Raw genomic sequence first — 24,951 nt, forward strand, 5'->3', positions numbered from 1 at the left:
AGGATCTGTGATGAGTGGCAAGGAACAGTTACGGAAACAGGTTAAAGAAATTCTTTCGACGCTCCCAAGACCCGTTTATGAGGATTACTCCTATAAGATTGCCCGCACCTTATTTGCTGCTCCTGAATGGATGAATGCTAAGGTCATTGGGATTTATGTCTCAAGGCAGCCAGAAGTAGATACATACCAAATTATCAGAAAAGCCTGGGAACAAGACAAAATTGTAGTTGTACCAAAATGTAGTCCAACTGATAAGAGATTATCCTTTAGGAAACTTACGGAGTTTTCCCAGCTTGAATCAGTCTATTTTGGGCTGTTAGAACCAATTGAAGCATTGACGGACGAAATGACTGAAGAAATGATTGATTTATTAATCGTACCGGGACTTGCCTATACTAGGCAAGGCTACAGGCTAGGATTTGGCGGTGGATACTATGATCGTTTCTTATCCCACTATTCAGGCCAAACGCTTTCGTTAGCCTTTGATCAGCAAATTCTGCCGCAATTTCCAATTGAAGACTATGATATCCCTGTTTCAAAAATTATTACCAATCTTGAGGTTATCATCACAAAATGATCGAAGTGATTTCGGCTTATATTCTGATAATTGTTGTGGCGATGGCAGGATACCTACTAAATTCATTGACCCTAACGGGTGCCATTTCAGCGATCTTGGTAGGGGCGGCTGTTTATACTGGTTTTGGACTCAATGGACTTGCCCTCCTCGGTGCTTTTTTTGCCTCTTCCAGTCTTTGGTCAAAATATAAAAGTACTGCTAAAAAATCAATGGAAGAAAAGCTGGAAAAAGGAGGAAGGCGTGATTGGCTGCAAGTGCTTGCTAACGGGGGAGCGGCCTCACTTTTTAGTCTCCTTTATTCCTTTCAGCCTGAGCCAGTTTGGCTCTTGGGATTTATCGTAAGTTTAGCGAGTGCCAATTCTGATACATGGGCATCGGAAATTGGCAGTTTAAGTAAGAAAAAACCTATTTACATACGAACATATAAACGAGTAGAAAGAGGAACTTCAGGTGCAATTAGTGGTTTAGGCAGTGCTGCTGCGATTGCGGGCTCGTTTTTTATCTCGGTACTTAGTTATTGGCTTTTCCAATTAGATGTTTTTTTAGTAATAGTTGTTTTTCTATTTGGCTATATCGGGAATGTCATTGATACGTTATTTGGTGCTTTCTATCAACAGGTTTATGTATGCGGAAATTGTGGGATTACAACGGAGAAAAAGAGTCATTGTCGAATTCCGACAACTAGAATAAAAGGATTCACCTTAGTGGATAATGATATGGTAAATTTCCTTTCGGGTTTTATAGCAGCAGTGTTATCTATCGTAATTTTAAGATTTTTTTGGTAAAATTGTAAATTGTACTCATATTAAAGTTAACACTGTATCAATCTGCTAAATATAAATTGGAGGAATGAGGATGTTAAGACGTGTTAACCGAGTTGTTCTTATCGGCACCGGTTTTGTTGGATCAAGTTACGCGTTTGCCCTTTTAAATCAAGGAATTACGGAAGAATTGGTTTTAATTGATTTAAATAAGGAGAAAGCAGAAGGGGATGCCATGGACTTGAATCATGGAATGCCTTTTGCACCATCTAGGACGAAGATTTGGTATGGAGATTACAAGGATTGCGGTGTGGCGGATCTTGTGGTTATTACTGCAGGGGCAAATCAAAAGCCTGGCGAGACTAGACTTGATCTTGTCGAGAAAAACACAAAAATTTTTAAAGGGATCGTCGATGAAATTATGGACAGCGGCTTTAATGGTATATTTCTAGTTGCTACTAATCCTGTCGATATCCTAACATATGCCGTCTGGAAATTCTCTGGTCTCCCAAGAGGGCGGGTTATTGGTTCAGGTACCATTTTAGATACGGCCCGTTTCCGTTTTTTACTGGGTGAATATTTTGACGTAGATACAAGGAATGTTCATGCATATATCATTGGAGAGCATGGTGATACGGAGCTTCCTGTTTGGAGCCATGCCGATATCGCTGGGACAACTATTTCTGAATGGACAAAAAATAAGTCCGCTATTAATCGGGATGACTTAAATCAAATCTTCTTAAATGTACGTGATGCCGCTTACCATATCATTGAGCGTAAAGGTGCTACATATTACGGAATTGCCATGGGATTAGTCCGGCTGACTAAAGCCATTTTACGAAATGAAAACTCCGTTCTTACTGTTTCCACATACTTGGACGGGGAATATGGTCATAATGATATCTATATCGGTGTTCCTGCTGTTGTAAATCGTAATGGAGTTAGGGAAATAGTTGAACTGGATTTGAATGAAGAAGAGAAGGCGCAATTTTCAAACTCTGTTCAGGTATTAAAAAAGACAATGGAACCTGTGTTTAAGAATTTCTAAATGGAAATAAAGAGACGGAGATTTACTTCCGTCTCTTTTTTGATAATTAAATGGATAAATCTTTTGTTCCTTTCACAGACTAGTAAGTAGGAGGGATGAAGATGTCTCGTCTTTTAACATCGATTTTTATGATTGGTTCAATTGGCTATGTTATGTTCCGGTACAGGTATAGAATCATCAATGCTTTAATCGGGACAGGCTGGATGCGGAGACTTGCGGTAGGCTCGATTATGAGCTTCCCTGGGGTAAGGCAAAAATTAATGTCAACTGTTTTTGGAGGACCATCTGCTAGGTGAAAACCACAGATGGTTTTTTATTGTCTAAATTGTTAAATATCTATTCTTTGGTCGTTTAAGCAATGGTTGTAGGAATATTTCGTTTATAATAAAAGAAACGGGGTAAAAATGAATACAGTTTATTACTTCGATCAGTTTAGCTTAAGCTGTATTGGAAATGACCTTAACACGACCGATTCACTTGTAGCTTAAATAGAAAGTAGGGGAGAAATGAATAATACAGAAGGTTATATCTTTTGGAGGCTAGCCTATTCTTTCATCTCCGATCATGGCTATCGGGTTATTCAATTATTTGAAAATCAGAAAGAATTGTGGCTTGAAAAATTAGAAAATAAAAAAGCTCCAATTATAAGAATGCTGCTCCATGATTTAGATTGGAGTAATGCCATGCAGAGAGATATTGAATTTACCGCAGTTAACGGGGAAAGAGTCCGTAAACAAATAGGTAAGAACGAACTCAATGTATTGAATATATATGTTAGTAAGTTTCCACCGGTTGATGAGTATAAATACCGTCTTGAAAAACCATTTGTCTTTCCACAAGGAAATAAAACGATTGTAACGTCCATTCTTTTGGCAAACGATGAAATGGAATCAGGTTTTAGGAGCTTGTCTGAAAGGCTTGGCAGAGATATTAATTTTGAGTTTCATAATGAATATTCTGAACAAGAGGTGGAGGAATTAAAGAAATCGGCCTTAAATCTTGCCATTAATAAAGTAAAAGCGGAACAAGAAATCCTACTTAATGGAAAGCCTTTGTTTACCTATATCTTTATCGTTATTCAGCTCGCGGTTTTCCTCTGGTTAGAGATCAATGGGGGAAGCACGAATACATCAACACTAATAAAATATGGTGCCAAAGTAAATGCCTTGATTGATCAAGGTGAATGGTGGAGATTAATCACCCCCATTTTTCTACATATCGGTTTCCTGCATCTGCTCACGAATACCCTTGCATTATACTTTCTAGGAACGACAGTTGAACGGATCTTTGGTAAATCTCGTTTTTTCATTATCTATTTATTTGCCGGGTTTACGGGTTTTATTGCAAGTTTTATCTTTAGCTCCAACTTATCTGCAGGTGCAAGCGGGGCGATTTTTGGATGCTTTGGAGCTCTGTTGTATTTTGGTGTCATATATCCCAAATTATTCTTTAGAACAATGGGAATGAACATCATTGTTGTCCTTGGAATAAATCTTGTGTTTGGTTTTTCGGCCACAGGGATTGATAATGCAGGGCATCTTGGCGGGTTAGCTGGAGGATTTCTAGCAGCCGGTGTTACTCATTTTCCTAAAAAGAAAAAACTTTTATGGCAAATCGCATTTCTTATTGCGTCGATTGCTATAGTTTGGTCTTCTTTATCATATGGATTTAGCTCTTCTGCGCAAGCAAAGAATGAGAACTCTAACTTAATCATGGCAGAGGAATATGTTAAGCAAGGTAAATATGATCAAGCTTACCAACTATTAAAGGATACAGAAAAAAATGCAGCTAACCTTTCAGAAAGGACTTATTTTCTGTTATCTTTTGTAGAAATAAAAAAGAATATGCTGCCTGAAGCTAAAACCCATTTAGAAAAAGCAATTCGATTAGACCCAAAATTGGATGAGGCTTATTTTAACCTTGCACTGATTAACCTAGAACAAAATGATCTTATCCAGGCGAAATTAAATGCCGAAAAGGCGGAAAATCTTGAACCAAAAAATCAACAATATAGGGATTTAGTAAGTGAAATTAATCAGCAACTTCAATCTTTACAAAAAGGAACCTAGGATTTAAGCTATATAGAATAAGCAGAAAAGATTACCTCGTAAGGGTGTATATACTTTTCTTATGTAAAATAAATACTCTCCATTGCAAACAAAGGAGTGAGGGGTCTCTAGATGAAGACAATCTATGATGTTCAGCAATTTTTAAAACAATTTGGGACCGTTATTTATGTAGGTGATCGAATTGGTGACCTTGAGCTAATGGAAGCTGAGTTAAAGGATATATATCAGGCACAATTAATTGAACCAAGAGAATATCAGTCTGCACTATTATTATTAAGACACGAAATCCAAATTCAAAAAGAAAAAAGTAACCAAAGCTAGGGCATAGAAGTGACAAATAAATGGATTGCAAGGGGTGAACGGTAAGCTTACCGTTAAGGACGTTTTAGATGCTCTTGGTTAGTAATAAAAAAATGAAATCAATAACATGGATAAACCCGTAGAAATACGGGTTTTCATCATTTTTTTATTAATATCTTCATATCTTTTTATGATGGGAGGAGAGTATATGGAGATTAGTGTAAGACCTGGTGATACTCTATCATCTTTAAGCCAGTTATTTAAAATCCCACTCCGATTATTAGTGGACTCTAATTTACATGTAAATCCAATGGAAATGAAAACAAAAGAGAAAATTAAGATACCTGGACATGTTTTAAATCCTTATACGATTAAAGAGGGAGATACTTTTGCCAAGATAGCTGACCAAAGAAATATCGAGGTTGATTCCCTTTTCCTGCTTAACCAAAATAAAGTTGCAAATCAGTTGGGTATTGGCGATCAAATTTTTATTCCCGAATTGGTAAGGCTTCCGTTTGTCACAGAGAAAACTCCATTAGATTCTAAACGATTGCTGAAATTACAAAAAAACCTTAAACGAATTTACCCTTTTATTGAAATTTCAAAGATTGGAACGAGTGTTTTAGGAAATCCGATTCATGAACTTAGAGTTGGAAAAGGGGATAAGAAGATCCATATGAATGCTTCCTTCCATGCTAATGAATGGATTACCACCTTGGTTCTAATGAGGTTACTGAATCAGTATTTACTATCAATCACGAATGATCAACCTGTTAAAGGGAAGAAGGCAATAGTTCTGTATGAGAATGTACAGCTATCCCTCGTTCCAATGGTAAATCCTGACGGAGTAGATTTGGTATTAAACGGGGCGCCTTCTCATCTGCGACAAGAGGTTATTGAAATCAATGAAGGCTGTGATGACTTTATTCATTGGAAAGCAAATATAAGAGGCATCGATTTAAATAACCAATTTCCGGCTAACTGGGACGTTTGCAGGAAAAATAAGAAGCCAAAGACACCAGCCTCCCGAGACTTTCCAGGAGATGAACCATTAACCGAGCCAGAAGCCATTGCCATGGCAGAATTAGCTAAAAAAAATCAGTTTGATTTAATTCTGGCCTTTCATACCCAAGGAGAGGAATTTTATTGGGGGTATGAAGGACTCGAACCCCCTGAGTCAGAATTAATAGCAAAAGAGTTTGAAAAAGTCAGTGGATACCGAGCGATTCGCTATGTAAACAGTCATGCAGGCTATAAGGATTGGTTTATTCAAGAATTTCATAAGCCTGGCTTTACACTGGAGCTGGGAAAAGGAATTAATCCGTTACCTCTTTCACAATTTCCTAGAATACTTAAGCAGGCAGAAGAAATCTTTTTTGCAGCATTAGCTTATTAAAATTTTCCTGTCTCCTTACTTGTAATATCTTTCTACTGTTATTAAAATAGAGTGAAACTAGCATGAGAAAATTCAGAATTGATGGGGTCTCTCGGACCATCCATTAACAAACAATTGATTAAAAAAAGCCGGGTATCTACGGCTTTTTTCCTATTTAGTAAAAAGGTCATAATTGTTGAAACATTTTTGTGGAAAAAACGTCGTAACCAATAATGGGATAGGAGGAGACGACTTGATTAATAGGAACAAATGTAAACAAGCGAATAGTACTTTTATTTTGCTGCTCTTTATTTTGTCGTCTCTCTTCTTAGGTGCATGTGCTGCAAAGGAACAGCCTAAACAAAAAAATCCTATTAAAACTGAAAGAACTAAAGTAGCGGCAGCATCCCTTAGTGCCGAATGGAAATTGCCCATATCAATTCCCGCCGGTCAGGGTGAGTTTTATAAGGTTGCTGGCTGGTATAACGACCAACAAATTTTCTATGTAACAAACTTGGACCAAACTTCAAATCTGTTTCTATATAATTTATTAACTGGAAAAAGTAAGTTGATCTATAAAACGGAGAATCCGATTGTTAATGTACAAATAAGCCCATCCAAGAAATATCTTTTAATTCATTCGTCACCGTCCTCTTATCAGGGACTGGTAACCATCATTGATAGTAAAGGGACTGAACGATTAAAAAAGACTTTTCCATCGTACGATTTAGGTTTTGAGTGGAATCCATATAATGAGACACAGGTTATCGTCACAAAATTCGCAGAAGACTGGAGCTTTCAATTATATTTACTAGACTTTAATAGTGCTAGTACAACTGAACTAAAGCTCCCGCAGCCATTTATAAAATGGATAAAGAAGGATGAAGTGGCATACCTAAATTGGGACCTGAATAGTCCATCGTTAGTTGCGCCGTTAATAGTGAAAAAATTAGGAAGTGAAGTGGACAAGACTGTCTTTTCGAAGATTATTCAATTTGATGCTTATCAAGATCTGCTCATGACGGTAGCTGTAAAAGAAGGGGAACCGTCAATGGCGGATTATTCATTCTTTGACAAAGAGCAAAAAAAACTATTTAGCTTTTCCGTACCTCAGTTATCAAAGTTTTCAGATTGGCTCGTCCCTTTTTATGATTATAGCGAACGAAAAAAGCAATTTATCACCCTTAGACCGCTCACGAGTGGGGAGGCAGATACATATACAGAGGGGTTCCAACTTATTCGTTATGATCTAAAGAAGGGCAGCGGTGAATTGATTCTGAGTGGCTTGGAAAATGTTCCTATTTCCGTTTCACCATCTGGGGATACAGCGCTATTAGGGAATAGTTATGAAAAATTAATTGATTTAAACAAAAAGAAAAGCTTCGACTTAATAAAGGAATGACAAACAAAGGGTCATTCTTTTTTCCTTTGTTAACAGTTATGGTAAAATCACAAAGGGATATAAAAATGCTAAAGTGATGGTGATAATCTAATGGCAATTGTAGATGTAACAGTAATTCCTATTGGCACTGAAACGCCAAGTGTAAGCAAGTACGTAGCCAGCATTCAAAAGATTTTAAGGAACTATGAAGCAGAAGAGAAAATTAAGTTCCAATTAACACCGATGAATACGATTATTGAAGGAGAGCTGCCGATTCTTTTTGAAGTCATTCAGGCAATGCATGAGGTTCCCTTCTCTGAGGGGATTAAACGGGTGGCGACATCCATTCGAATTGACGACCGTAGAGATGTGAAACGAACCATGGAATATAAGGTTGAACGGGTTAACAGCCTTGTGAATGAGAACGAGAATGGATAAGAAATGAAAAAAGACTGTCAGAGGACAGTCTTTTGTTTGTTCATATTAGTGAGATCCAGTTGGAAACCCGGATTCAATGATCGTCATGACCGTAAACCAGCCGAAAACTAGAAATGAAGCTACACCCCAAAAAGCAGCCAAGAAGTTTTTATTTTTCAGTGAGCTATAACCGCCGAAGGCTGCAAGGATTGTTACAAGAGCAAAAATAATAACTAAACCCATTTTTTATTCCCCCTTTTTCGTAAAAGCGATTTCCAAAAATTATGTAACTTTATTATATACATTCGTTTCCTATTTTATATTTTTTTCTTGAATTTGTCGAGCGCAAAAATACAGCACGGATAATTGAGCGGCTTTCTCTCCTATGTTCTATAGTGTAAAATAAACCTGATATATTTATGTATGGGAGGAACAATTTTATGAAATGGCAGCAAATCCCGTTAGGACCCCTGCAAACGAATTGCTATATTGTTGAAAATCCTGATAAAACTTGCTTAATCATTGACCCAGGTGAAGAAGGGAAAAAATTGATTAACTTGTTGAATCAAAGAAAACTAAAGCCAATTGCAATCCTTTTAACTCATGCTCATTTTGATCATATTGGTGCTGTAGATGTCATTAGGGACACCTATATAGTTCCCGTTTACGTCCACAAACAGGAAGAAAAATGGCTTGAAGACCCTAGGTTAAATGGCTCGCAATTATTTATGGAAATTGAACCAATCATAGCTAAACCAGCAGATCATATTATACATAATGAGGGGAACATGAAAATAGGTGAATTTACTTTTCAGGTTTTCCATACGCCAGGACATTCACCTGGCAGTGTTTCTTATTATTTCAAGGAAAATGATGTGGTTATCTCTGGTGATGCTTTATTCCAGGGGGGAATCGGCCGTACTGATTTACCTGGGGGGAATTCAGGACAGCTTTTGAAAAGTATCCATGACAAGCTGCTAAGTTTGCCGGAGGAAACGTACGTCCTGTCAGGCCATGGTCCGGTCACAACCGTTGGGGAGGAAATGGACAGCAACCCATTTTTAAATGGTTTTTAGAATAATAAAAAGGACCCTGACTCAAAAGGTGGTTGATGCATATTTTTGCACACTTTACTGATTGGAGCGGAAGGCGCCAAGACTCCTGCGGGAGTACGGGGCAGGGGAGACCCCGCAGGAGCGAAGCGATGAGGAGGCTCCCCGTACCGCCCGCGAACCGCTCGCGCCTGGAGCGGAAATCAACAGACTAGTTTAATGTATAAAAAGAAGGTGCTCCAAAAGTTATACTTTTGGGACACCTTCTTTTCTAGGGATGTTCTTTTTCATCTAATAAAGGGGATAGGGACTCTCTTATATTAAAAATATAATAATGTTTATACTATCTCAGAGATGCTAACTTAAAGGGAGTTATTATGATTACCTATTTAAAAGACATAATTGCAAATTCACCTAAAAGGCTGATCACTTATGCTGACTATATTTCAGCCGTCCTTTATCATCCGGAATTTGGCTATTATATGAAAGATAAACCTAAAATCGGAAAACAAGGGGATTTTATTACTACGAGTAATATTTCGGATGTGTACGGCAGACTGATGGCAAAATGGTTTTCTTATATTTGTGAAAAAACTGAATTACCTCCAGTGTTTTGTGAAGTTGGAGCGGGAACAGGCCGTTTTGCCAATGCCTTTTTACAAGAGTGGCATAAATCCATTGGAACATCCCTTACCTATATAATAGTGGAGAGTAGTCCTTACCATCGCAAGGAGCAGCGTGAATTACTTCAACCCTACTCTACCCTTGTTCAAGTGGAGAGCCTCGAGATGATTGACCCCTTTTCAGGCATGGTTTTTTCCAATGAACTTTTTGATGCTCTTCCGGTTCACGTTATTGAAAAAATAAACGGTGAATTTGTGGAAGTGATGGTGGGGATGTCCGATGATGGACAGCTGTTTGAACAAAGAGAGGCCTTAACCAATCAAGCTATCCTTTCATTTCTTGCCGACAGTCATCTGATAATAAAAGAAAAACAACGGATTGAGATTCCCTTAGCAATGGAGACAATGCTTGAGGATATTTCAAAGGTTTTAAGAGAAGGTTTTGTTGTCACTGCGGATTACGGCTATTCCAATGAGGAGTGGGCCAATCCCCACCGTAAACAGGGGAGTTTAAGAGGATACCACCAACATATGATGATAGACAATGTCTTGAAGCATCCAGGGGAAATGGACATAACCACCCACATCCATTTTGATCATCTTGTTCAAAAAGGGATGAAGCAACAGCTGGAGTTGCTAACCAAACTAAGGCAGGATGAATTTCTGTTAAAGGCCGGTATTTTGAAGGAGTTAGAAGAGCATTATGATCCAAATCCCTTTTCAGAGGTGAGCAGAAGAAATCGTGCGATTCGCAGTTTAATTTTACCTTCAGGGATGAGCACTTACTTTCATATCATAATCCAACAAAAAGGTCTTCATTTAAGGGAAGAGGATCTTTTTATGAAATAAAAAAACACCGGAGCTCCGGTGTTTTTTTTTGCGGCGTAAGAATACCATTCGATAGGTACGCCCTTATTACTCTCCTCCGCCTAGCGGCATCATGAACGTTGTCCAATAAGTAAAGCCAACGAAGAAGATAGTTAAATATGCTCCGAATACATACATATACATACGTTCGGAAAGCTTTAGGTAGCTAAGCAGAACAAAAAATCCTGTTTGAGCCAAGAATAGCATTGCTGTTCTATCCAAATCACCTAGATAGAGAAATACGGTAAAAATACCAGTCCAAAAACCACAAACTCTGAACATGCGATCCATATGTATACCCCCTTTTAACGTGCGATACCATCAATACAATATTATAAAGTAAAAGGAGGCATAATGTAAACATCGGACTCGAATTAGTTTGTCACGAGTACTTGATAAGAGCATGTCTCACAGCCTGAGATCATGTTTTCCTTTTCGATTAATTCAACTGATTCAAATAGAGCTTCAAACATTCCCTTTAAAAATTCATGGTGCATATTGCAAACCGTTTCAGTGTGTTCCTCAGCAAGTTCTTTAAATGGACAATTGAAGATTTGGAAGTAAATTTTTGATTGGTCACCGTCGGCTTCAAACTCTGGATAAAATCCTGCCAGAGTGGCTGCACTTTTTAAAATCGTCAGTTTTTGATCAAATGTTAAATCTTCACCTAATGCCTTCTTTGCCATTTCTTGTTCAATTACTTCTATTCCAAATCGTTTACCCGTCATAAACAATGCTTCTTTACCAGCTTCACCTAGCGATATCATCGTCTGGATGGCTACTTTTGATAAAAGCATGTAGTCACGGTATGGGAAATGCAGCTGGATAACATCATCGGATAAACGGTATAGTCTGCTTGGTCTGCCGCCTTTTCCTGTTTTCTTTGTTTCGGAGGCTAACATATTAACATCTTCTAGCTTTGATAAATGTAATCGTGCTACATTTGGATGAATATTGAAATTTTCAGCAACCTCTTGAACTGTTACTTCTTGATGGCGTTTGGTAATGTATTGATAAATGTAGTAACGTGTTGGATCTGACAAAACGTTTGTTATTTTTAATGTTTGTTCCATCACTGTTCACCTCGAACCCCCATAATTTATTCCATTATAATACAGCCCCAAAAAAAGGGAATGAAGTTAACAATGTTAACACTATATGTTTAGAAAATGTTCACAATTCCTGACTTTTTATTGTAACAATATTATATAAAGTTTCTAATTTATAGAATTTTTTTCTTTTGTCAATAAAGTTTTTTGGTTTATTGACAAAAAAAATAGCGGTATCTAACACCGCTATTTAAATCTTCGCTTTTTCTTAACTTCAGAATAAAGGATATACGGGAGGATGCCAAACCAACGGTACATGAAATCCGCTTTCGTTTGTTTCTTCTCAATTCGGATGCGTTTCCGTTCGTCTTTAGGCTGGTCAACATATTTAACGATCGTCTGCGTCATATATTTAACATAATCATTTGTTTTCATGGACACACCTGCCTTTGTACACCTACATTATGTCCATTTTTTAATAGTTCATACTGCTAATCGAATTCTACCCATTTAATCATCGTTTTTGAACGCGTATCAAAGTACCCATAACCCACTATAGGTTCACGTTCATGAAGAACAAGCGTAAAATCCGCTATCTGTATATAGGCTGAAGGAGTCTCCGCACGATAAGCCATTGTTCCATTCAGATAGATAAGTGTTCCTTTAGCAGGCATTGTACCGCGAGTTTGGTATAACGATTCCACTTTTTTGACAGAAGATAGAAAGTAATATTCTTGCATCTGGATTTCCTTTGTTTCAACTGCCATTTTCCGTTCTGAAAGTAACTGCTCAATATGCATGGAGAAAAACAGTAGGAAAAGAAGTAGAGTGCATAATGTTAAGGGATAGGTAAACCCATGTTCACTGTTTTTCATGCATTTGTATTCCATTTTAGAAAGGAAAAGGCCATAACTGAATACTCCTTTCCCCATACATCCACAACCGTTATTTTTACTGCATTATTCACGATTGAAAATGAATATTGTGAAACATTTTGGAGAATAATCTCATGTCCGGTTGAATTTACCCTTCGTCTTAGGTTAGATCCATACTTTTCATATAGAATTGTTTCTGACCCTTTAGTTAGTATCAAACGTCCAGACATCACTTCAGCATGTGACACGGTGCTAATTTCTTTCGTGATTTGACTGCGAAAAACTTCCCATTCCATTCCCTGTAATTCCATTTGCATGCTTTTTTCGTTTAGGATGATATGAAAAATAGGGGCCATAAAGAAAACGATTGTCGAAAAAATCGAAAAAGCAATTAAGACCTCAATTAAGGTAAAAGCATTTTTATTCGAGGATGCCGCAAATATAGGTTTCTGGATAAACTGAATTCTTTTCAACTTTTACACATACCTCCTTTTGACCAGACTGATTAGGATTCTCCCAAATAATGCGGTATTCAATATTATTTTCCTGGATGGTGTAATTGGAAAATGTCCGGCCGTCAATGACTTTTGCCATTAGTTCCTCATACATAATCCTTTGAGCCGTTTTCTCAATCTCTAGTTTTTTTGTTTGTTCTCTTAACTCCATTAATAAGGGAAGTAAGAAAAGACAAATCATTAACATTGTCGAAAGGGACAGCAGTAATTCCAGCAGGAAATAACCCCTATTGCTCCGTAACATAAAATCGTCCTTTCCCAATCAAAAAGGTCATCCGATATTCGTTTTCTTTAGTCTTGATAAAGAATGAGCCAAATTTATTGATATTACCGTTAGGCAGGAAAGTAAAAGAAAGGGGAATTGACCCTTCGCTAAGGGAAATATTGGTGGAGAAAGATCTCTCAATTATAGGCGGGAAGCGTCCTTGTATAGACAAATTATATTTGTGTTTACTAGGCAAAATAATAATAGTTACTTCCTCTTGGTGAGCAATAGCAAATTGCTGCCCGTAAAGGAGATCAGCGCGGAGCTGCGTAATAAAAGCCTCATCTTCTAATACAGATTGTTGGGGCTGCAGGGAAAAGGCGGTAATGAAGGATATAATCATAAAAATCGAAAGCACCAGTAACGACTCAACCAAAGTAAAGCCTTTTTGATTTCTGGTCATTATCGTTATTAATCTGCTTTTGGAACAGCGGTGACCTTACCTTCCGAATCGATTGCAACTTCTTGACCGTTGGGACAGCCCTTGACATCGTTTAAATAGCCTGCAGATTGTAATTCAGCCATTGTTGGGACTTTATTTTTCTCCATTTGATAGGCTTGAACCTGTGCTTGAACCATTTTTACGTAAGCTTCACAGCCTTTATTGTTGATATTAGAATTATGCTTGGTAACGTTAGGAATGGTAATCAAAAGCAAAACAGAAATTATCAACATGACAATCATCATTTCAATTAATGTAAACCCGTTTTCTTTTTTCATCATTTTTAAGTTCCTCCATTTTTTTATAAGGTAAGAAAGTATGTTTTCGACTTAGAGAATTGTCCAGCTCCAGCGCCTAGCCCCTCGAGGTCATAAGTCAAGCCGTCCAAAAGGTTAAAAAGCAACCTTTCGGCCTGCTCGTCTTATGCTTGTCGGGGCTGAACAAGGCGCTTGCGCTTTTCTTATATGCCATCAAGCAGATGGAACATTGGTAAAAGGATCGCTAAATACATTGATACAACTAAACAGCCAATAAATATATAAAGAATAGGCTGGATGGTCTTTAGGCTTTTTTCAATCCTCTCCTCCATGGTTGTCACGCAATGCCTGCTGAAAAACAGTAATTCTTGCTCTAATTTTCCATTTTCTTGACCATGTTTAATAATCATCGGAAATTCCTTCTCGAAAAAGAGGAAGGAGGCTATAATCGTATCCAATTTTTCCCCGGTTACTAGTTTGATTTTTATGTCTTCAGCTATTTGGCTGTAAAAAGGCTGTCTGTGATTCTTTTCAAAAAGGGAAAGTGCCTCTGAGACAGAAATGCCTCCGGATAATAGGAAACTTAATTGAATGGAAAAGTAGTGTGTGAACAACAATTTGAGGATTTTACCCAGAATAGGAATGCGAACAAGCAGGACCCTTTGCTTGAGGATTGGGAGTTTTCGAAATACAAAAAAATAATAAATAGTTGTCAGACCGAGGGTGGTAAGCACCATGCAAATGGCGGTTGGGAAATAATCATCAAAAGCATAGAGAACCTTCGTGAAAAAATTCTCCTTAAGTCCGAGTGAAGCAAACAGCGTGGTAAATCGTGGCAGTAAGGTGTTCTCGATGAAAACAAATAAAAACCCGGTAATAAACATCAATAACAATGGATATTGCAGTAATTTTAAAAGCTTTTGCATATCCTTATCTTTTAATAGAGCGAGTTCACTCCCTTCCAAAAGTGCTTCAGCAAAACTGCCATGCTGTTCAGCAAAGTAGACATAACCGACCAAGTCTTTGTGAAAGCCAAGGCTGTTCAATACGGCATGAAAGGGTGAGCCTTGCTTTAACTCTACTAAACATCCATTTAACTCCTCCTTTCGATTGGCTGGTAATTGTAATGCTATGGATTCAATTGCTTCTGCAATTGGATACCCGCGTAAAAGTAAATCTCCTGTTCTTCTTAAGAAATGGGCTTGTTCGTTTACAGTCCATTTATGACGGCTCATCTTCATACACCAGCCGTTCATATTCGGTTTCTTGAATATAGCCGAGAGCAATGCCCTTGTTAATAACTTCTTTTAATGTGCGGTATTTTGTGTTAGTCATTTCACCTTTGGCTGCCTTCATTACATTGTTTAAGCTCCGGCCGGATAAGAGTTCAAAAACGCTTGCTCTTTTCCAGCTGCCATAGGAATAACACAACGGCGAACACTCTCCTTCACAATAAGGGCAGGTAAGTTCTACTAATCTCTGAGCTGTAACAGCAATTAGTGTTTGCTCAACTTCTAGCCAGTTCACGCCAAATTCACGGAGACGGAAAACCGCACCTTTTGCATCTCGAGTATGCATTGTAGAAAGGACTAGATGCCCAGTGAGGGAGGCTCTAACAGCGATTTTGGCTGTTTCTGCATCCCTGATTTCACCAACCATAATAATATCGGGGTCATGGCGGAGAATCGCTTTTAAACCGGCTGCATAGGTTACACCAGCTTTTTCGTTTACTTGAACTTGCAGGACGGAGTCATAGTTTTTTTCGATAGGGTCTTCAAGAGTAATAACATTACGATGAAAGAGGTGAGCAGTCTCATTTAACAGAGAATAGAGGGTAGTTGTTTTTCCTGACCCAGTTGGACCTGTAAAAATAATTAATCCATGTGCATGTTTTAGCAGGGCTAACAGCTTTCTTGTCATAGATGGGAATAATGAAAGTCGGTGGAAGGGGATCTGCTCTTGTTGTGGTAAAAGCCGGATGACAAGGCTCTCTCTGTTGTTTGAAGGGAGTGTGGAAAGCCTAAGGCCCATTAAATGCCCGTCTACTTCACAAAAAACGGCTCCACTTTGAGGACGTCTTCTTTCTCCGATGTCCATATTCGCAGTGAATTTAAAATGTGAAATTAATCTGTCGCATTCATCTTTGGGGAGAGACAATCTGGGAATGAGTTTGTTGGTTAAACGGATTTGAACAAGTGTGTCGTTCTTTCGAGGAATAATGTGAATATCAGTTGCTTGATTTCGAACAGCATCTTTAATGATTCGATTGGCTAGTATTTCAATCGAGCTGACAATTGGGACCACCACCTTTTACTTTTTCAATAATGATAATTCGACAAGGTTCATGCTTATCCTTCTTTATTTTTAAAAAAATATAAAAATTTTAGAGGTCATTACAGTGACAGGCACCATGTGAAAATTTCACATGGTGCCTGTCACTGTAAACTACTTAAACATTGTAATAAAGTATTCTTATATAGCCTTTTCGGTTAAGTAAAAGAGTCCGCCGTTGATGAAGGAGATGTTGATTTTTGGTTCATACTGTTCTTGCAGTGCGGTTTTTTCGGTTTCATAGTTCTCATTTGCTTCTTCTTCATCTTCATAAAAATGATTTAGTAACCGCAAGTCCTGTTCCCAGCGTTGCCGTGCCGCTTCGGCCCAAGAATGGTCCTCCTCTGAGATAACGTTCCTTAAATAATTTTCAACTCGAATCATCCCGCTTTTTGGTCTAACCAACGGCGATAATGTAAAAGAGTAATCCGGGATTTTTGGGGTGAGAGATATTTCTTGTAAACGGTCATGAAAATCTTCGACCATTTGACCGTTTATAAGCTGCAGGCCGATCGACTTAAAAATATCCCGCTTTCGGTCACATTGATAAGAGATCTTTACATTCATACACAGCCATGGAAACAATGCCGTCTGGTTTTGAACGTGCTGGTGATTTTCATATAACCGAATATAACTGGCTAACTTTTTGGTTGAAGCAAAGATTTGATGAAGCCGGGGCGAACCAAAATGGATAATTTCTCCCTTCATATTTTCCGGAGCTTTTTTTTGATCGGTGATAATGGTTAAACTCATTGGATTTGGGATGCCGCCTGTTTTTTCGAGATAATGCCAGTAAAACGGTCGGTTCATCAATTCTTTATCAAGTTCAATCGTTAACTGAACGATTAAATATCCCGGTTTATTTTCAACAATGGGGCAATCGTTTGCCTGAAAATACTTGAGAAGAAAATCATGAATTTCCTGCTGCTGCATGTGACTCACCCTCCTTCATTGATTGCGCAAATTCAATCATAGATGATAAATTCTCCATCTTAATTCGCATTTCACCTTCAGAACTTGATTGACCAAAAATATCAATAAGATGGTCTTCAATATTGCCAAATTCCAGTTTTGTTAAAATATCATCTAATTCACCGATGACCTTTTCAAAAAGGTGGATTTTTTCATAAAGCAGCTTCAGAATATGTTCTTCAACTGTGCCCTTGATTGCAAAATTATAAATCATGACATCCTTTTCCTGGCCAAGACGGTGGATCCGTCCAATCCGCTGTTCAAGCCGCATTGGATTCCAGGGTAAATCAAAATTAATAATGTGGTTGCAGAACTGTAGATTGATCCCTTCTCCTCCAGCCTCAGTAGCAATTAGGACTTGTGCATGTTTCTGGAACAATTCCCGCATCCAGTCTTTCTTGCCGCGTTTGAAACCACCACGGAAAGGAACCGAGCTGATTCCGTGCTGCTTTAAATACCATTGCAAATACATCTGAGTTGCACGATATTCAGTAAAAATGATCACCTTATCATTTACCTTCTGGATTATTTCAAGCGCTTTTTCTGCCTTTGAATTTTGCTGGACAGCCTCAACCTTTTTAATTAAAAATTGGATTTGGTCCTCAAAAGCAGGTGTTGGATCCTCTTTCTTTTGCAGCATGTTTTTTAGCGTATAGAAAACAGCCTCACGGCTTGAACAAGCCTCACGCTGTAAGGTCATCACCGAAAAAGCACTTGTTTGAGCCCAATCCCCTTCATTTTTGAGAACCGATATAGAATCATAAAGATCCTTCTCAGCAGGGGAGAATTCAATCGGAATGGTTTCAACCTGTCTTTTTGTCCATTCGATACCAGTGTCGGCACGGCGATTCCGAATCATGACCTTGTTCACTAATTCTTTTAAATGCTCATCATCATTTAACGAACGGGCATCCCGTTTATATTTTTCATAAAAGGCGGTTTCACTGCCCAGGTGCCCAGGCTTTAGAAGGGAAACAAGATTAAAGATTTCTTCGATTCGGTTTTGGATAGGTGTGGCCGTTAATAACAAACAAAATTTCTTTTTAAGGTTTTGGACAAATTCGTAGTTTTTCGTTTTGTTATTTTTTAGTTTATGGGCCTCATCAATGATAATGAGGTCATAGTCCTGCTTGTAAATAATGTCCCGGTGAGGATCTCGTTTGGCCGTATCAATCGAAGAAACCACGACGTCGCATTGTTCCCAGACATAGCTTTTCCTTTGCGTAATAGCGGGAATAAAAAATTTGCTATTGAGCTCAATGGCCCATTGGGTAACCAAAGAAGCCGGGACCAGTATTAACACCTTTTTTACTAAGCCGCGGATCATATATTCTTTTAGAATTAATCCTGCTTCAATTGTTTTTCCTAGTCCTACTTCATCAGCAAGAATGGCTTTACCATTCATGTTTTCAATCACCTGTTTTGCTGTTTCAAGCTGATGTGGCAGAGGTGTTAAATTAGGAAGATGATTTGGAGCTTGCAAGCCTTCAAACTCAGGGATAACCAAATGCTTTTCCACATCGATTGCTAGTTTAAAAAGCTCCCAATTGCCCCACGGACCATCGTTGTCTATTCTATGTAAAAAATCATCCTGCCAAGAGGAATCAAATTCAATTTCAACTGACATCATTACAGCTCCTTTTCATACAGTGTTGTGTCACGTCTTTTTGCCAATCAAAAGGGATAATGGTGTTTTAATTTTCTATAAATTTATTGCCCAATGTTATAGTTTAATGATAGGATGATAATAGCTTAGAATGTTTTAAATATTTTAATAAAGTAATTTATTTTTTAAGTATAATTAGTATTACCAAATAAAAAATTATTATAATGCGGATGACAGCAAGGGGAGAGACTACGGGACGTAGCGCCGAAGGAGCAAGCAGAAATGTGAATCTCTCAGGCAAAAGAACTCTTGTTCGACGCAGCTCTGGAGAGCGCTGCAATATTAGCAGCCACCCACGGGGAAAACCGCTTTAGGTAAACTTTCTGGTGCAAGGACAGAGACCTTCTTATATTCATAGGGAGGTCTCTGTCCTTTTTTATGTTAAAAAACCTGGTTCATAAATAAGGGGGATTAATGGATGACTGAATTACAACGTACTCCGCTGTTTGAAGTGTATAAAGAATACGGAGGGAAGACCATCGATTTTGGAGGGTGGGAACTGCCGGTCCAATTTTCCAGCATTAAGGAAGAACATGAAGCGGTCCGTACTAAAGCAGGTCTGTTTGATGTCTCTCATATGGGTGAAGTAGAAGTTAAAGGGAAAGATAGTTTACCATTTTTACAAAAAATGATGACTAATGATATTTCAAAAATTAAAAATGGCGGTGCTCAATACACGGCGATGTGTTATGAAAATGGCGGAACCGTCGATGATTTACTTATTTATAAAATGGAGGACGATCATTATTTACTGGTCGTTAATGCTTCCAATATTGAAAAGGACTATAAATGGCTTATGGACCATCTAGAAGGAGAGGTCATCCTTGATAACTTATCCGACAAGACAGCCCAGCTTGCCCTTCAAGGACCGCTTGCCGAAAAAGTTCTGCAAAAGCTCGCTGGACATACAGACTTAAGTCAAATTGGCTTCTTCAAATTTCAGCAAGAGGTCATTTTAAACGATAAAAAGGCACTGGTATCCAGAACAGGATATACCGGTGAAGACGGATTTGAGGTTTACTGTGATGCTGTCGATGCTGTTGACCTTTGGAATGCCATTCTAAAGGCAGGAGAACAAGACGGAGTTCTTCCATGCGGATTAGGGGCACGTGATACCCTGCGTTTTGAATCTGTCCTAGCACTCTATGGACAAGAGCTATCCCCCGAAATTACTCCCTTAGAAGCGGGAATTGCTTTTGCTGTGAAGTTAAATAAGGAAGCTGACTTCATCGGGAAGGAAGCGTTAAAAAAGCAGAAGGAGACTGGTATAACTAGGAAATTAATCGGGATCGAGATGATTGACCGTGGCATTCCACGCCATGGATACCCTGTTTATAAAGGCGAAGAACGTATCGGTGAAGTAACTACAGGAACACAGTCGCCAACTTTGAAGCGAAATATTGGTCTTGCGCTTATTAAAACCGAATATGCCGATTTAGAATCCAAGGTTGAAGTTGAAATTCGCGGCAAACGATTAAAAGCATCAGTTGTTCCAACACCTTTTTATAAAAGAGAAAAGTAAAAACACGAGGGGAGCAAGGATATGAAACACCGCTATTTACCGATGACTGAACAAGATAAGAAGGCAATGCTCGAAACGATTGGCGTTTCTTCAATAGATGAACTGTTTAGCGATATCCCTGAAAAAGTAAGATTTAAGGGTGAGTATAACATTAAAGCGGCAAAGTCTGAGACTGCACTTATGAAAGAACTATTTAAATTAGCAGACCAAAATGCTGACCTCAAACGGAATGTGTCGTTTTTAGGTGCAGGTGTTTATGATCACTATATGCCTGTAATTGTGGACCATGTCATTTCCCGTTCTGAATTTTATACAGCTTATACACCATACCAGCCTGAAATTTCTCAAGGTGAACTTCAAGCTATATTTGAATTTCAAACGATGATTTGTGAGCTAACCGGTATGGATGTTGCCAATTCCTCCATGTATGATGGGGGCACCGCTCTTGCCGAGGCTGCTATGCTTAGTGCAGGTCATACTAAACGGAAAAAAATTGTTGTTTCTGGCGCCGTTCACCCAGAGTATCGCGAGGTTCTGAAAACATATGCAAAAGGACAGTATCTTGAAGTAGTAGAAGCCCCTATTATAGAGGGAGTAACAGATCTTGATTCCTTAAAGAATTTAGTAGACGAGGAAGTTGCAGCGGTCATCGTCCAATACCCAAACTTTTTTGGACGTTTAGAGTCGTTAAAAGAAGTGGAGGAAATTATTCATGCCCATAAAGGGATGTTCGTTGTGAATAGCAATCCCCTCTCATTAGGTGTATTAACACCACCTGGCAAGTTTGGGGCAGATATTGTCATTGGTGATGCACAGCCATTTGGGATTCCAACAGCATTTGGAGGTCCGCACTGCGGCTATTTTGCAGTTACCAGCAAATTAATGAGGAAGGTCCCGGGCCGTCTAGTCGGACAGACTATTGATGACCAAGGACGGCGCGGGTTTGTTTTAACACTTCAAGCTCGTGAACAGCATATCCGCCGTGAAAAGGCGACTTCAAACATTTGCTCAAACCAAGCTCTTAACGCCCTTGCCGCGTCTGTCGCAATGACAGCATTAGGTAAAAAGGGTGTTCGTGAAATGGCAGCAGCAAATCTGCAAAAAGCACATTATGCCAAGAATGCGTTTAAAGAGGCAGGGTTTAAAGTGGCTTATGATGGCTTTTCCTTTAACGAATTTGTTGTAAAATTAAACAAACCGGTTAAAGAAGTCAATCAAGCATTGTTACAAAAAGGAATTATCGGAGGCTATGATTTAGGACGTGACTATTCACAACTGTCTAACCATATGTTGATTGCTGTAACGGAACAAAGAACAAAGGATGAAATTGATACTTTTGTGAAAGAATTGGGGGATTTGCATGCATAACCAAGACCAAGCACTCATTTTTGAACGTAGTACTCCTGGCCGAATCGGTTACAGCCTCCCGGAAATGGATATACCGGAATTAGAGGTGAGCAGCCTGCTTCCAGAAGGGTACCTTCGTGAAGAAGAGCCGGAACTTCCAGAGGTTTCTGAGCTTGATATTATGCGTCACTATACAGCTCTTTCAAAAAGAAATCATGGCTTGGATTCGGGTTTTTACCCACTTGGCTCATGTACAATGAAATATAATCCAAAAATCAATGAAAATGTTGCCAGATTCAATGGCTTCGCACATGTTCATCCACTGCAGGATGAGAGTTCCGTTCAAGGGGCGCTTGCGCTTTTATACGACCTTCAGCAGCATTTAATTGAAATAACAGGTATGGACGAAGTCACCTTACAATCTGCAGCGGGTGCCCACGGCGAATGGACTGGATTAATGCTCATCCGAGCGTACCATGAATCAAATGGTGATACAAAACGGACCAAAGTAATCGTTCCGGATTCTGCCCATGGTACAAATCCTGCTTCAGCAACGATAGCTGGTTTTGAAACTATCACGGTGAAATCAACGGATAAAGGTCTTGTTGATCTCGATGATTTAAGACGTGTTGTTGGTGAGGACACCGCTGCTCTTATGTTAACCAATCCGAATACACTTGGTTTATTTGAAGAACAAATTCTTGAAATGGCTGACATTGTTCATGGTGCAGGAGGAAAACTGTATTATGACGGTGCAAACCTAAACGCTGTTTTATCAAAAGCTAGACCAGGCGATATGGGATTTGACGTTGTCCATTTAAACCTTCATAAAACCTTTACAGGTCCACACGGCGGCGGAGGCCCTGGTTCAGGTCCTGTTGGGGTGAAAGCTGATTTAATGCCGTTCTTGCCAAAACCAATTATTACAAAACAAAGAGATGAATATATACTAGACTACGACCGACCGCAATCGATTGGACGTGTTAAGCCGTTCTACGGAAACTTTGGTATAAATGTTCGGGCCTATACGTATATTCGTTCCATGGGTCCCGATGGATTAAAAGCGGTAACCGAGTATGCAGTCCTAAACGCCAACTACATGATGAGAAGACTTGCAGAATACTATGACCTGCCTTTTGATAAACATTGTAAGCATGAATTTGTGCTAAGCGGTAAACGCCAAAAAAAATTAGGTGTGCGGACACTCGATATTGCCAAACGTCTGCTTGATTTTGGCTATCATCCACCAACGATTTACTTCCCGTTAAATGTGGAAGAATGTATTATGATTGAGCCGACAGAAACAGAATCAAAGGAAACACTTGATTCTTTCATTGAGACTATGATTCAAATTGCCAAAGAGGCCGAAGAAAATCCTGAGATTGTCCAAGAGGCACCGCATACAACGGTTGTCGGCCGACTAGACGAAACACTAGCAGCACGTAAACCCGTTTTAAAATATCAGAAGGCTTAAGTAAACGTAAGGTCAGATTCCTGGAAATCTGACCTTTGTTATGTTTGAAAATAAAATAAGGTCCCGGAAGTGTTCCGGAACCTTGTGTTTTATTATTTTTTTGCTTTTACTTTGCCTGTCCATTTTTTAAATCCGCCTTGAAGCTGAGTTAAATCTTTGTAACCTCTACGATGTAAGAATTGTGCTGCACGTGCACTGCGCATACCGCTTTGGCAGTATAAAAATACCGGCATATCTGGGCGGATTTCTTTCATGCGCATTTTCATTTGTGACATTGGAATATTGCGTGCTCCTAAAATATGGCCGCCTTCAAACTCGTTTGGTTCACGAACATCTATTAGTTGTGCCTTGCGATATCCTGCACGGAATTCTTCTTCTGTTGCCGTTTTAACAATCCTCTTTTGATAGAAATAGTTAAAAAGGGAGTAGATAATAACGGCTAAAATAATAATTAATAAAGAATAGAGTGAATTCAACTTCTTTTGCTCCTTTCAAGCTTTACTGCACTAGTATTTATTATATAAGTCATTCCATTAAAGATAAAGATGTAAAAGAAAAACTTTTTTTAATGCCTAATAAAATTATACCAGAAACATCTCATTTTGAATTCCTATCAGATTTTGGTAGACTAAAATTTGTAATTATTTTAGTTAAATGAGGTTTTAACATGAAAAAAGAAACTTGGCGTTTTATAGATTCCGGTAATGGCTCACCATCCTATAATATGGCTTTGGATGAGGCTTTGCTTGATTGGCATAGTGAAGGTAAGTTTCCTCCGGTCATACGCTTCTATGGCTGGAATCCACCGACCTTGTCAGTTGGCTATTTCCAGAAGGTAGAGAAAGAAATTGATATGGATGCTGTCAAAGAGCATCACTTAGGGTTTGTTAGAAGACCGACAGGCGGTCGAGGTGTTCTCCATGAGCATGAGCTTACTTATAGTGTCATTGTATCTGAAGATCATCCGGAGATGCCTAAGACTGTTACGGAGGCTTATCGTGTAATTTCGGAAGGGATTTTAAAAGGTTTCCATCATTTAGGTCTGGAGGCTTATTTTGCGGTTCCGAAAACAGCTGAAGAAAGAGATGCATTAAAAAACCCCCGCTCTGCTGTTTGTTTTGATGCCCCAAGCTGGTATGAATTAGTGGTTGAAGGCAGAAAAGTGGTAGGCAGTGCACAAACAAGACAAAAAGGCGTTATTCTGCAGCATGGATCGATTCTTCTGGATTTGAATGAGGATAAGTTATTTAGCTTATTTAAATACCCTAATGATCGAGTGAAGGAACGGATGAAAAAGGCGTTTAAGGATAAGGCAGTTGCCATTAACGCCATTAGTCCCCGCAGAATATCACTTGAAGAAGCGAAAGAGGCTTTTTATGAAGGTTTTGCTGAAGGTCTAAATATTGAATTGGAACCCTACCAATTAACCGAAGACGAACTTGCTTATGTTAATAAGATTGCAAAAGAGCGTTATGAAAGTGATGAATGGAATTTTAAAAGGTGAGCTAAGGAGCGGCGCATGCCGCTTTTTCTTTTTGTTATTACTTTTTAAATAAAGAGGCAAGCCTCGAAATTTGTTAAATTATCCTGTTATTTGACGAAATTCGGCTAAAATCTTTTCTTTTCTTTTAATTCTAGTTTTTTTTGAGTTTGACAAATTAATTGTGATTTGCTGGGTATACAATATATAGTAGTGTCGAAAATATTTTCGGTACTATATGTTGATTTATAGGGTGTAACGTGTTAACTTAAATTTATTAAGACAA

29 protein-coding genes and 1 riboswitch are annotated in these 24,951 nt (G+C 38.6%); of the genes, 15 read left to right on the forward strand and 14 right to left on the reverse strand.

All coding sequences use genetic code 11. The annotated features are described in order from the left end of the window. The first annotated feature begins 10 nt into the window (after nt 1-10). The 9 genes from ACZ9EE_RS24450 (at nt 11) to ACZ9EE_RS24490 (ending at nt 7,949) form a co-directional block, all read left to right on the forward strand. Complete coding sequence (locus ACZ9EE_RS24450; protein WP_476031231.1) at nt 11-577, forward strand: 5-formyltetrahydrofolate cyclo-ligase; 567 nt, start codon at nt 11-13, stop codon at nt 575-577. Further along, nucleotides 574-1,362, forward strand: coding sequence for a DUF92 domain-containing protein (locus ACZ9EE_RS24455; protein WP_476031232.1), 789 nt, complete (start codon nt 574-576; stop codon nt 1,360-1,362). The genes ACZ9EE_RS24450 and ACZ9EE_RS24455 overlap by 4 nt, the downstream gene beginning before the upstream one ends. 70 nt (nt 1,363-1,432) lie before the next feature. Next, a complete protein-coding gene (locus tag ACZ9EE_RS24460) occupies nt 1,433-2,386 on the forward strand; it encodes an L-lactate dehydrogenase (RefSeq protein ID WP_476031233.1) in 954 nt (317 codons plus the stop codon). A gap of 101 nt (nt 2,387-2,487) precedes the next feature. Beyond that, the gene (locus ACZ9EE_RS24465) at nt 2,488-2,682 is read left to right on the forward strand and encodes a hypothetical protein (RefSeq protein WP_476031234.1); all 195 of its coding nucleotides are present in this window, start codon (nt 2,488-2,490) and stop codon (nt 2,680-2,682) included. Nucleotides 2,683-2,892: 210 nt separating this feature from the next. Beyond that, complete coding sequence (locus tag ACZ9EE_RS24470; protein ID WP_476031235.1) at nt 2,893-4,455, forward strand: rhomboid family intramembrane serine protease; 1,563 nt, start codon at nt 2,893-2,895, stop codon at nt 4,453-4,455. A gap of 111 nt (nt 4,456-4,566) precedes the next feature. Continuing rightward, on the forward strand, nt 4,567-4,776 hold the full coding sequence (locus ACZ9EE_RS24475; protein WP_476031236.1) for a YqgQ family protein: 210 nt from the start codon (nt 4,567-4,569) through the stop codon (nt 4,774-4,776). Nucleotides 4,777-4,963: 187 nt separating this feature from the next. Beyond that, nucleotides 4,964-6,151 (forward strand): M14 family metallopeptidase, encoded by a 1,188-nt coding sequence (locus ACZ9EE_RS24480; RefSeq protein ID WP_476031237.1) that lies wholly within the window; start codon nt 4,964-4,966, stop codon nt 6,149-6,151. Between the two features lie 232 nt (nt 6,152-6,383). After that, entirely contained in the window at nt 6,384-7,532 is a 1,149-nt protein-coding gene (locus ACZ9EE_RS24485) for a YqgU-like beta propeller domain-containing protein (RefSeq protein WP_476031238.1), read from the forward strand. Nucleotides 7,533-7,622: 90 nt separating this feature from the next. Then, the gene (locus tag ACZ9EE_RS24490; protein ID WP_476031239.1) at nt 7,623-7,949 is read left to right on the forward strand and encodes an MTH1187 family thiamine-binding protein; all 327 of its coding nucleotides are present in this window, start codon (nt 7,623-7,625) and stop codon (nt 7,947-7,949) included. A 45-nt stretch (nt 7,950-7,994) separates the two neighbouring features. Here ACZ9EE_RS24490 and ACZ9EE_RS24495 read toward each other — a convergent pair whose 3' ends face one another. Continuing rightward, nucleotides 7,995-8,171, reverse strand: coding sequence for a DUF2759 domain-containing protein (locus ACZ9EE_RS24495; protein ID WP_476031240.1), 177 nt, complete (start codon nt 8,169-8,171; stop codon nt 7,995-7,997). Between the two features lie 197 nt (nt 8,172-8,368). Here ACZ9EE_RS24495 and ACZ9EE_RS24500 point away from each other — a divergent pair, with 197 nt between their 5' ends. Both ACZ9EE_RS24500 and ACZ9EE_RS24505 read left to right on the forward strand, forming a co-directional pair. Beyond that, the gene (locus ACZ9EE_RS24500) at nt 8,369-9,004 is read left to right on the forward strand and encodes an MBL fold metallo-hydrolase (RefSeq protein ID WP_476031241.1); all 636 of its coding nucleotides are present in this window, start codon (nt 8,369-8,371) and stop codon (nt 9,002-9,004) included. 353 nt (nt 9,005-9,357) lie between these two features. Continuing rightward, on the forward strand, nt 9,358-10,452 hold the full coding sequence (locus tag ACZ9EE_RS24505) for a class I SAM-dependent methyltransferase (RefSeq protein WP_476031242.1): 1,095 nt from the start codon (nt 9,358-9,360) through the stop codon (nt 10,450-10,452). 66 nt (nt 10,453-10,518) lie between these two features. Here ACZ9EE_RS24505 and ACZ9EE_RS24510 read toward each other — a convergent pair whose 3' ends face one another. From ACZ9EE_RS24510 to ACZ9EE_RS24565, 12 genes are all read right to left on the reverse strand, one after another. Then, nucleotides 10,519-10,761, reverse strand: coding sequence for a DUF2626 domain-containing protein (locus tag ACZ9EE_RS24510; protein ID WP_476031243.1), 243 nt, complete (start codon nt 10,759-10,761; stop codon nt 10,519-10,521). Nucleotides 10,762-10,844: 83 nt separating this feature from the next. Beyond that, nucleotides 10,845-11,543, reverse strand: a complete 699-nt coding sequence (locus tag ACZ9EE_RS24515) for a helix-turn-helix transcriptional regulator (protein WP_476031244.1) — start codon at nt 11,541-11,543, stop codon at nt 10,845-10,847. Nucleotides 11,544-11,765: 222 nt separating this feature from the next. After that, nucleotides 11,766-11,954 (reverse strand): YqzE family protein, encoded by a 189-nt coding sequence (locus ACZ9EE_RS24520; RefSeq protein WP_476031245.1) that lies wholly within the window; start codon nt 11,952-11,954, stop codon nt 11,766-11,768. 56 nt (nt 11,955-12,010) lie between these two features. Then, nucleotides 12,011-12,451 (reverse strand): competence type IV pilus minor pilin ComGG, encoded by a 441-nt coding sequence (gene comGG / locus ACZ9EE_RS24525; protein WP_476031246.1) that lies wholly within the window; start codon nt 12,449-12,451, stop codon nt 12,011-12,013. Continuing rightward, nucleotides 12,391-12,867, reverse strand: a complete 477-nt coding sequence (comGF, locus tag ACZ9EE_RS24530; protein ID WP_476031247.1) for a competence type IV pilus minor pilin ComGF — start codon at nt 12,865-12,867, stop codon at nt 12,391-12,393. Before comGF ends, comGG begins: the two co-directional genes overlap by 61 nt. Continuing rightward, a complete protein-coding gene (comGE, locus tag ACZ9EE_RS24535) occupies nt 12,815-13,153 on the reverse strand; it encodes a competence type IV pilus minor pilin ComGE (RefSeq protein ID WP_476031248.1) in 339 nt (112 codons plus the stop codon). Before comGE ends, comGF begins: the two co-directional genes overlap by 53 nt. Next, nucleotides 13,137-13,577, reverse strand: coding sequence for a competence type IV pilus minor pilin ComGD (gene comGD / locus ACZ9EE_RS24540; RefSeq protein ID WP_476031249.1), 441 nt, complete (start codon nt 13,575-13,577; stop codon nt 13,137-13,139). Before comGD ends, comGE begins: the two co-directional genes overlap by 17 nt. 8 nt (nt 13,578-13,585) lie before the next feature. Next, nucleotides 13,586-13,894, reverse strand: coding sequence for a competence type IV pilus major pilin ComGC (gene comGC, locus ACZ9EE_RS24545; RefSeq protein ID WP_476033077.1), 309 nt, complete (start codon nt 13,892-13,894; stop codon nt 13,586-13,588). A 182-nt stretch (nt 13,895-14,076) separates the two neighbouring features. Then, nucleotides 14,077-15,108 (reverse strand): competence type IV pilus assembly protein ComGB, encoded by a 1,032-nt coding sequence (comGB, locus tag ACZ9EE_RS24550; RefSeq protein WP_476031250.1) that lies wholly within the window; start codon nt 15,106-15,108, stop codon nt 14,077-14,079. Further along, nucleotides 15,095-16,180: a competence type IV pilus ATPase ComGA gene (gene comGA / locus ACZ9EE_RS24555; RefSeq protein ID WP_476031251.1), complete on the reverse strand. Its 1,086-nt coding sequence runs from the start codon at nt 16,178-16,180 to the stop codon at nt 15,095-15,097. Before comGA ends, comGB begins: the two co-directional genes overlap by 14 nt. 165 nt (nt 16,181-16,345) lie before the next feature. After that, complete coding sequence (locus ACZ9EE_RS24560; protein ID WP_476031252.1) at nt 16,346-17,137, reverse strand: YqhG family protein; 792 nt, start codon at nt 17,135-17,137, stop codon at nt 16,346-16,348. After that, nucleotides 17,115-18,803 (reverse strand): DEAD/DEAH box helicase, encoded by a 1,689-nt coding sequence (locus tag ACZ9EE_RS24565; protein ID WP_476031253.1) that lies wholly within the window; start codon nt 18,801-18,803, stop codon nt 17,115-17,117. Before ACZ9EE_RS24565 ends, ACZ9EE_RS24560 begins: the two co-directional genes overlap by 23 nt. 209 nt (nt 18,804-19,012) lie before the next feature. Further along, nucleotides 19,013-19,101: riboswitch (glycine riboswitch) on the forward strand. Nucleotides 19,102-19,260: 159 nt separating this feature from the next. On the opposite strand from ACZ9EE_RS24565, the gene gcvT reads away from it, so the two are divergent. From gcvT to gcvPB, 3 genes are read left to right on the forward strand one after another with little or no spacing between them, the layout of a single operon-like run. Then, on the forward strand, nt 19,261-20,364 hold the full coding sequence (gene gcvT / locus ACZ9EE_RS24570; protein WP_476031254.1) for a glycine cleavage system aminomethyltransferase GcvT: 1,104 nt from the start codon (nt 19,261-19,263) through the stop codon (nt 20,362-20,364). Between the two features lie 21 nt (nt 20,365-20,385). Next, nucleotides 20,386-21,732 carry an aminomethyl-transferring glycine dehydrogenase subunit GcvPA gene (gene gcvPA, locus ACZ9EE_RS24575; RefSeq protein WP_476031255.1) on the forward strand — a complete coding sequence of 449 codons (1,347 nt, stop codon included), beginning with the start codon at nt 20,386-20,388 and terminating at the stop codon, nt 21,730-21,732. Beyond that, nucleotides 21,725-23,185: an aminomethyl-transferring glycine dehydrogenase subunit GcvPB gene (gene gcvPB / locus ACZ9EE_RS24580; protein ID WP_476031256.1), complete on the forward strand. Its 1,461-nt coding sequence runs from the start codon at nt 21,725-21,727 to the stop codon at nt 23,183-23,185. Before gcvPA ends, gcvPB begins: the two co-directional genes overlap by 8 nt. 92 nt (nt 23,186-23,277) lie before the next feature. Here the strand turns inward: gcvPB and ACZ9EE_RS24585 are convergent, their stop codons facing one another. Then, the gene (locus ACZ9EE_RS24585; RefSeq protein ID WP_476031257.1) at nt 23,278-23,661 is read right to left on the reverse strand and encodes a rhodanese-like domain-containing protein; all 384 of its coding nucleotides are present in this window, start codon (nt 23,659-23,661) and stop codon (nt 23,278-23,280) included. A 191-nt stretch (nt 23,662-23,852) separates the two neighbouring features. Between ACZ9EE_RS24585 and ACZ9EE_RS24590 the strand changes: the two genes are divergently transcribed. After that, a complete protein-coding gene (locus tag ACZ9EE_RS24590; protein WP_476031258.1) occupies nt 23,853-24,689 on the forward strand; it encodes a lipoate--protein ligase family protein in 837 nt (278 codons plus the stop codon). The last annotated feature ends 262 nt before the right edge of the window (nt 24,690-24,951 follow it).

The organism is Bacillus sp. URHA0034 (assembly GCF_056280405.1).

Bases quoted from the DNA above. Each gene is read 5' to 3' on its own strand.
- ACZ9EE_RS24560 (WP_476031252.1), bottom strand. From the start codon at position 17,137: ATGCAGCAGCAGGAAATTCATGATTTTCTTCTCAAGTATTTTCAGGCA.
- ACZ9EE_RS24495 (WP_476031240.1), bottom strand. From the start codon at position 8,171: ATGGGTTTAGTTATTATTTTTGCTCTTGTAACAATCCTTGCAGCCTTC.
- gcvPA (WP_476031255.1), top strand. From the start codon at position 20,386: ATGAAACACCGCTATTTACCGATGACTGAACAAGATAAGAAGGCAATG.
- comGE (WP_476031248.1), bottom strand. From the start codon at position 13,153: ATGTTACGGAGCAATAGGGGTTATTTCCTGCTGGAATTACTGCTGTCC.
- comGC (WP_476033077.1), bottom strand. From the start codon at position 13,894: ATGAAAAAAGAAAACGGGTTTACATTAATTGAAATGATGATTGTCATG.
- comGD (WP_476031249.1), bottom strand. From the start codon at position 13,577: ATGACCAGAAATCAAAAAGGCTTTACTTTGGTTGAGTCGTTACTGGTG.
- gcvT (WP_476031254.1), top strand. From the start codon at position 19,261: ATGACTGAATTACAACGTACTCCGCTGTTTGAAGTGTATAAAGAATAC.
- ACZ9EE_RS24480 (WP_476031237.1), top strand. From the start codon at position 4,964: ATGGAGATTAGTGTAAGACCTGGTGATACTCTATCATCTTTAAGCCAG.
- comGG (WP_476031246.1), bottom strand. From the start codon at position 12,451: ATGGGGAAAGGAGTATTCAGTTATGGCCTTTTCCTTTCTAAAATGGAA.
- ACZ9EE_RS24505 (WP_476031242.1), top strand. From the start codon at position 9,358: ATGATTACCTATTTAAAAGACATAATTGCAAATTCACCTAAAAGGCTG.
- ACZ9EE_RS24490 (WP_476031239.1), top strand. From the start codon at position 7,623: ATGGCAATTGTAGATGTAACAGTAATTCCTATTGGCACTGAAACGCCA.
- ACZ9EE_RS24460 (WP_476031233.1), top strand. From the start codon at position 1,433: ATGTTAAGACGTGTTAACCGAGTTGTTCTTATCGGCACCGGTTTTGTT.
- gcvPB (WP_476031256.1), top strand. From the start codon at position 21,725: ATGCATAACCAAGACCAAGCACTCATTTTTGAACGTAGTACTCCTGGC.
- ACZ9EE_RS24565 (WP_476031253.1), bottom strand. From the start codon at position 18,803: ATGTCAGTTGAAATTGAATTTGATTCCTCTTGGCAGGATGATTTTTTA.
- ACZ9EE_RS24465 (WP_476031234.1), top strand. From the start codon at position 2,488: ATGTCTCGTCTTTTAACATCGATTTTTATGATTGGTTCAATTGGCTAT.
- ACZ9EE_RS24515 (WP_476031244.1), bottom strand. From the start codon at position 11,543: ATGGAACAAACATTAAAAATAACAAACGTTTTGTCAGATCCAACACGT.
- ACZ9EE_RS24470 (WP_476031235.1), top strand. From the start codon at position 2,893: ATGAATAATACAGAAGGTTATATCTTTTGGAGGCTAGCCTATTCTTTC.
- ACZ9EE_RS24450 (WP_476031231.1), top strand. From the start codon at position 11: ATGAGTGGCAAGGAACAGTTACGGAAACAGGTTAAAGAAATTCTTTCG.
- ACZ9EE_RS24475 (WP_476031236.1), top strand. From the start codon at position 4,567: ATGAAGACAATCTATGATGTTCAGCAATTTTTAAAACAATTTGGGACC.
- ACZ9EE_RS24510 (WP_476031243.1), bottom strand. From the start codon at position 10,761: ATGGATCGCATGTTCAGAGTTTGTGGTTTTTGGACTGGTATTTTTACC.
- ACZ9EE_RS24520 (WP_476031245.1), bottom strand. From the start codon at position 11,954: ATGAAAACAAATGATTATGTTAAATATATGACGCAGACGATCGTTAAA.
- ACZ9EE_RS24590 (WP_476031258.1), top strand. From the start codon at position 23,853: ATGAAAAAAGAAACTTGGCGTTTTATAGATTCCGGTAATGGCTCACCA.
- ACZ9EE_RS24455 (WP_476031232.1), top strand. From the start codon at position 574: ATGATCGAAGTGATTTCGGCTTATATTCTGATAATTGTTGTGGCGATG.
- comGB (WP_476031250.1), bottom strand. From the start codon at position 15,108: ATGAGCCGTCATAAATGGACTGTAAACGAACAAGCCCATTTCTTAAGA.
- ACZ9EE_RS24500 (WP_476031241.1), top strand. From the start codon at position 8,369: ATGAAATGGCAGCAAATCCCGTTAGGACCCCTGCAAACGAATTGCTAT.